The organism is Vibrio sp. V03_P4A6T147 (genome assembly GCF_002241085.1).
GTDB classification, from domain to species: domain Bacteria; phylum Pseudomonadota; class Gammaproteobacteria; order Enterobacterales; family Vibrionaceae; genus Vibrio; species Vibrio anguillarum.
Genome location: NZ_NDIO01000118.1, coordinates 1 through 5,358 on the forward strand (window position 1 = coordinate 1; position 5,358 = coordinate 5,358).

The following is a 5,358-nucleotide window of genomic DNA, read 5'->3' on the forward strand; positions in this document are numbered from 1 at the left end:
TCATTAGGGATAGCGCATATTTATGATCTAGAACGACTGTTTTTCCTAGATGGAAAATGCGTTCACGTTACATTTTAATCCATGAATGAAATGGGTGATTGAAGCGGACATAAAATGGCAGATACCAACAACCCTGTAGTGATTGAACATCAAGCCAACTCAGGTCAAAGCCACGAAAAAAAATCGAGCTATATCAAAGACAGTGGTAGTCGCATTTTGAATATTGCTCAATATCACGGCTTAGATGCGCTGCTACAAACGGATCCGCCAGAAAAAACCTCGCTTGATCGCGCCTTATTTAGAGAACAGCAACGTAAAGAGCAGCGACAAAAAAACCTAGAGCAGATCGTCAAACTGGCGCATGTCTCTTGTAAAAATGAGACCGCGGGAGAGCCTGATCAAGATTGGTTACACCGTTTTTTCGATATGGCGCAAGACATCCACAACTCTTCGATGCAGCGACTTTGGGCGCAAGTGCTCAAACGCGAGGTGACCAACCCCGGTTCAACCTCAATGAAAGCACTGCAAGTATTACAAGACATGACACCGAAAGAGGCGCAGATACTCCAAAAAGCCTCAGCGTTAGCCTGCTGTTTTGGCAGCGATAACAGCCGCAAGCTGTTGGTCGGCATTCGTGCTACTAACGGTATTTTTAGTTTAGGAAAACGCATCAACACATTTGTCATCAATATGGGTAGTTTCCAATTACCCTATTCGAGCCTGTTGGTACTGATCGAGCTTGGCTTACTGCATGCCACTGAACTGGAATCTGGAGAAATTGAACTTGAACCGGCACTGCTGTTGACCTATCAAGGCAAGAATCTGTCACTGCAATCGATGAGTAAAGGGGTAAGGCTGCTCTATTACCGTTTCAGTCCCACTGGCAATGAGCTGTGTAAGCTACTGGGTAATAAACCGAATATGCAATACTACGATCAAATGTTGGCGGTGCTTAGCCAGAAATTCACTGTCCACACCGAAGTTGCCAGCAGCTCTTTTCATCACGCCGTCTAGCCTCAAAAATAAAGGGCTCAAGCTGATGAGCCCTCTTCTACATTAGGCGATAATCGCTCGTACTTGCAGCGCTGTTAGGCAAATTTCCACCAGCTCATCAATGCTTTTTTCGCCAGCCGCAAGATCGATCTCAGGGTTTTGCGGCGACTCATACTCAGAGTCAATACCCGTAAAATTACTGATTTCACCAGCGCGCGCTTTTTTATACAGCCCCTTCGGGTCGCGCTGCTCGCACACGTCCAACTTGGTATTGACAAACACTTCGATGAATTCACCTTGTGGCAGCATATCGCGCACTAATTGACGCTCAGCGCGATGCGGTGAAATGAATGCTGATAACACGATTAACCCAGCATCGGCCATCAGCTTCGCGAGTTCACCAATACGGCGAATATTTTCTCGCCGATCTTGCTCTGAGAACCCAAGGTCGCTGCACAAGCCGTGGCGTACATTATCCCCATCGAGTAAATAGGTGTGATACCCGAGTTGAGCTAAACGCTGTTCCAACGCACCAGCAATAGTTGATTTTCCCGCCCCTGACAGCCCCGTAAACCACAATACTGCTGGCTGTTGTTGTTTTAAGTTGGCGCGGAACGACTTATCCACCGTATGCTGATGCCAGACAACATTTTCATCTTTATTGGCCAAATTCGTACTCATTACTCAATCCTTTGTTGCCTCAAACTAGCCAATAGAGGGACGCTGTAAGCGGCAATCCCTCCCAGCGAATCACCACAGTTAAGCCTTGAGTAACTGACGAAGATCTTTGGCTTCCCAGTGTGGAAAGTGCTTGCGGATCAAGGCATTCAATTCCACTTCAAATGCAGAGTGGGCGCTTTGAGCATGAGCGATGTTTTGCAAACTATCTCGAACTAAACCCGCCCCCACCGTCACATTCGTCAGGCGATCGATGATGATAAATCCACCAGTATTGGCACTGTCTAAGTATTTATCCAGCGCGATCGACTCTGTTAGCGACCATTCACACAAGCCAATGCCATTGAGCGGCAACTCTTCACTGTGATAAGTCGATAAATTATTAATATCGTACTGGTGACGCACCGCTTGCAACTGACCGACGGTTTTCTTACCCGCAATTTTGATGTTGTATTCACGCCCGGCTTTGAGTGGTTGTTCTGTCATCCAGACCACATCGGCTAATAGATGGTTAGTTGATTCAACCTGCGCTCCTTGCAGCACAATAAGATCACCACGGCTGATGTCAATTTCATCGCTGAGCGTTAACGTCACCGCTTGGCCTGCTTGCGCTTGCGGCAAATCTCCATCGAAAGTAACAATACGTGCCACGGTGGATGTTTTTCCGGACGGAAGTGTAGTGATTGCATCTCCAACGCTGATGCTGCCCGCTGCAATCGTGCCAGCAAAACCGCGAAAATCGAGATTCGGTCGGTTCACATACTGCACTGGAAAACGAAACTCACCGGCTCCTTTTTGCTGATCTACGTCCACCGTTTCAAGCAGCTCCAGCAGTGATGGGCCTTGATACCAACGCATATGTTGGCTTGCTTCGACCACGTTGTCCCCTTCCAGAGCAGAAAGCGGGATGATCTGAATATCAGTATCACCTTGCAGATGCTTTGAAAATTCCACGTAGTCTTGACGGATCTGCTCAAAACGATCTTGTGAGTAATCGACCAGATCCATCTTATTCACCGCCACCACAAAATGCTTCAAACCTAACAGATTGGCAATGAATGAGTGGCGACGCGTTTGATCCAAAATGCCTTTACGGGCATCGATCAAAATCACCGCGAGATCGCAAGTGGATGCGCCCGTCGCCATATTGCGCGTGTACTGCTCATGCCCCGGAGTATCGGCAATGATGAATTTGCGCTTTTGAGTAGAGAAATAGCGATACGCCACGTCAATGGTGATCCCTTGCTCACGTTCCGCTTGCAGGCCATCAACTAACAGAGCTAAATCAGGGCGCTCGCCCGTCGTGCCAACACGCTGGCTATCGGAATGGACGGCGGCCAGTTGATCTTCATAAATCTGTTTTGTGTCATGAAGCAAACGACCAATCAAGGTACTTTTTCCATCATCAACTGAGCCACAAGTCAGAAATCTCAGTAACGATTTGTGCTGGTGTTGCGTGAGATAAGCTTCAATACCGATCTCAGAAAGCTGAGCCTGAACTGCACTATTCATAATCTTTCCTTAGAGGCTTAGAAATAACCTTGGCGTTTTTTCAATTCCATCGATCCTGATTGATCGTGGTCGATCGCGCGGCCTTGTCGTTCACTGGAAGTGGCCACCAGCATCTCTTCAATGATGCCCGTTAGCGTATTGGCCTCTGATTCAATTGCGCCAGTAAGTGGATAACAACCTAACGTGCGAAAACGCACACTCTTGTGCTGAACTTCTTCTCCAGGTTGCAGCTTCATCCGCTCATCATCAACCATGATCAGCATCCCATCGCGTTCGACAACTGGGCGAATGTCCGATAAATACAGCGGTACGATCTCGATATTTTCCAAATAGATGTATTGCCAAATATCCAATTCAGTCCAGTTCGACAATGGGAAAACACGAATGCTCTCACCTTTATTGATTTGGCCGTTGTAGGTTTTCCATAGCTCCGGACGCTGGTTCTTCGGATCCCACGTGTGGTTCTTGTCACGAAAAGAATAAACACGCTCTTTCGCGCGTGATTTCTCTTCATCACGACGCGCACCACCAAAAGCAGCATCAAAACCATATTGGTTCAACGCTTGTTTTAAACCTTGGGTTTTCATGATGTCAGTATGCTTTGAAGATCCATGCTCAAAAGGGCTGATCCCCATCGCGATCCCTTCTGGGTTTTTGTGTACCAAAAGCTCAAAACCATACTTGTGCGCCATACGATCACGAAATTCGATCATTTCACGAAATTTCCAATCGGTGTCCACATGCAGCAGTGGGAAGGGAATTTTCCCCGGATAAAAAGCCTTGCGCGCTAAATGCAGCATCACCGAAGAGTCTTTACCAATCGAATACATCATTACTGGGTTATCAAATTCAGCGGCCACTTCACGTAAAATATGAATACTTTCGGCTTCGAGCTGTTGTAAATGGGTTAAGCGTTGTTGATCCATCTGCATGCTTCCTTTTCGCTCGCATTGCGAGCCTTGTACAATGAGAAATTGGTTTGAGTATTGAGTTGGAAATAACTGACTTGCCTTGCAATCAGGCGTAATTCACTTGGTTTTGCTGCGCGGGTTGTTCACCAAACCAATGCAGTTTTTCCGACAGCGCCACCACTTCGCCCACCACAATCAAGGCCGGAGCCTGTGCCTGCACCGCCAGTTGTGATAAGTCACTGAGCTGCCCTTTGAAGACTTTTTGCGAACGCTGAGTACCGCGTTCAATAATCGCGATTGGTGTGTTGGCTTGGCGTCCATGTTCAATCAACTGCTGCTGGATATAACTCGACTTCATCAAGCCCATGTAAATGACTAAGGTTTGATTACCACGTGCCAGTGTTGACCAATCCATGTCATCGTTTTCCGCTTTAAGGTGACCGGTGACAAACAGAGCGGATTGCGCATAATCACGATGAGTCAGTGGAATACCCGCATAGGCCGTTGCGCCTGCCGCCGCTGTAATACCGGGGATCACCTGAAATTTCACTCCCGCATCAAACAGCACTTCCAACTCTTCACCACCGCGGCCAAACATAAACGGATCGCCGCCTTTAATGCGCACGACTTTGTAACCTTGCTGCGCAAAATCGATCAGCAATTGATTGGTTTTTTCTTGAGGAACACTGTGGTGTCCAGCGCGCTTACCCACGCAGACTAAGATGGTATCGCTCGGCACCAGCGCCATAATTTCATCAGACACTAGGTAGTCGTACAACACCACGTCGGCTTGTTGTAGAAAGCTCAGCGCTTTGAGCGTCAGCAGTTCTGGGTCGCCCGGCCCTGCACCAATCAAAGCCACTTCACCGCAGGTCAATTGGCTTTTGACGTACGATGGAGCGCTACTTGCCAAAGCATCATTGTTGACCGCAACTAAGCGCGGCCCTTTGATTGGCAACTGAGAAATGGTTTCCGTCGTACTCATTGTTGTTATCCATAACTTAATTCATGGATGCATTATGGCGGGCTCTTCATATTACCTGAAATTCTAAAATTTCATTTTTTATATCAAAAGCTGATAAGGGAATGGATAATTCCGAATAAGAAGTGACTATCTCTCTGATTAAAAGCCAATCAATGATGAGATCTTGTCGACAGAATGCCGGTGAGTTAACGCGTAACATCACAAATTGATATTCATTGAAATCATCGTTTCATAAGATTTTGTTACATTAGACGAGTTATTTGTTCCCTACCCCTAACT

Annotated in this window: 5 protein-coding genes; 1 reads left to right on the forward strand and 4 read right to left on the reverse strand. The window is 47.1% G+C overall.

Annotated elements, in window-relative coordinates; translation table 11 throughout:
• Positions 1-114: 114 nt before the first annotated feature.
• A complete protein-coding gene (locus B9J84_RS04655; RefSeq protein ID WP_017049183.1) occupies positions 115-1,014 on the forward strand; it encodes a TIGR03899 family protein in 900 nt (299 codons plus the stop codon).
• Between the two features lie 42 nt (positions 1,015-1,056).
• Here B9J84_RS04655 and cysC read toward each other — a convergent pair whose 3' ends face one another.
• The 4 genes from cysC to cobA all read right to left on the reverse strand — a co-directional run bounded on the left by cysC (position 1,057) and on the right by cobA (position 5,079).
• Complete coding sequence (cysC, locus tag B9J84_RS04660; RefSeq protein WP_047690501.1) at positions 1,057-1,674, reverse strand: adenylyl-sulfate kinase; 618 nt, start codon at positions 1,672-1,674, stop codon at positions 1,057-1,059.
• Between the two features lie 78 nt (positions 1,675-1,752).
• Positions 1,753-3,183, reverse strand: coding sequence for a sulfate adenylyltransferase subunit CysN (gene cysN, locus B9J84_RS04665; protein WP_094123643.1), 1,431 nt, complete (start codon positions 3,181-3,183; stop codon positions 1,753-1,755).
• 17 nt (positions 3,184-3,200) lie between these two features.
• Positions 3,201-4,109 carry a sulfate adenylyltransferase subunit CysD gene (cysD, locus tag B9J84_RS04670; RefSeq protein ID WP_026029179.1) on the reverse strand — a complete coding sequence of 303 codons (909 nt, stop codon included), beginning with the start codon at positions 4,107-4,109 and terminating at the stop codon, positions 3,201-3,203.
• A 91-nt stretch (positions 4,110-4,200) separates the two neighbouring features.
• Positions 4,201-5,079, reverse strand: coding sequence for a uroporphyrinogen-III C-methyltransferase (gene cobA, locus B9J84_RS04675; protein WP_013855941.1), 879 nt, complete (start codon positions 5,077-5,079; stop codon positions 4,201-4,203).
• Positions 5,080-5,358: the final 279 nt, after the last annotated feature.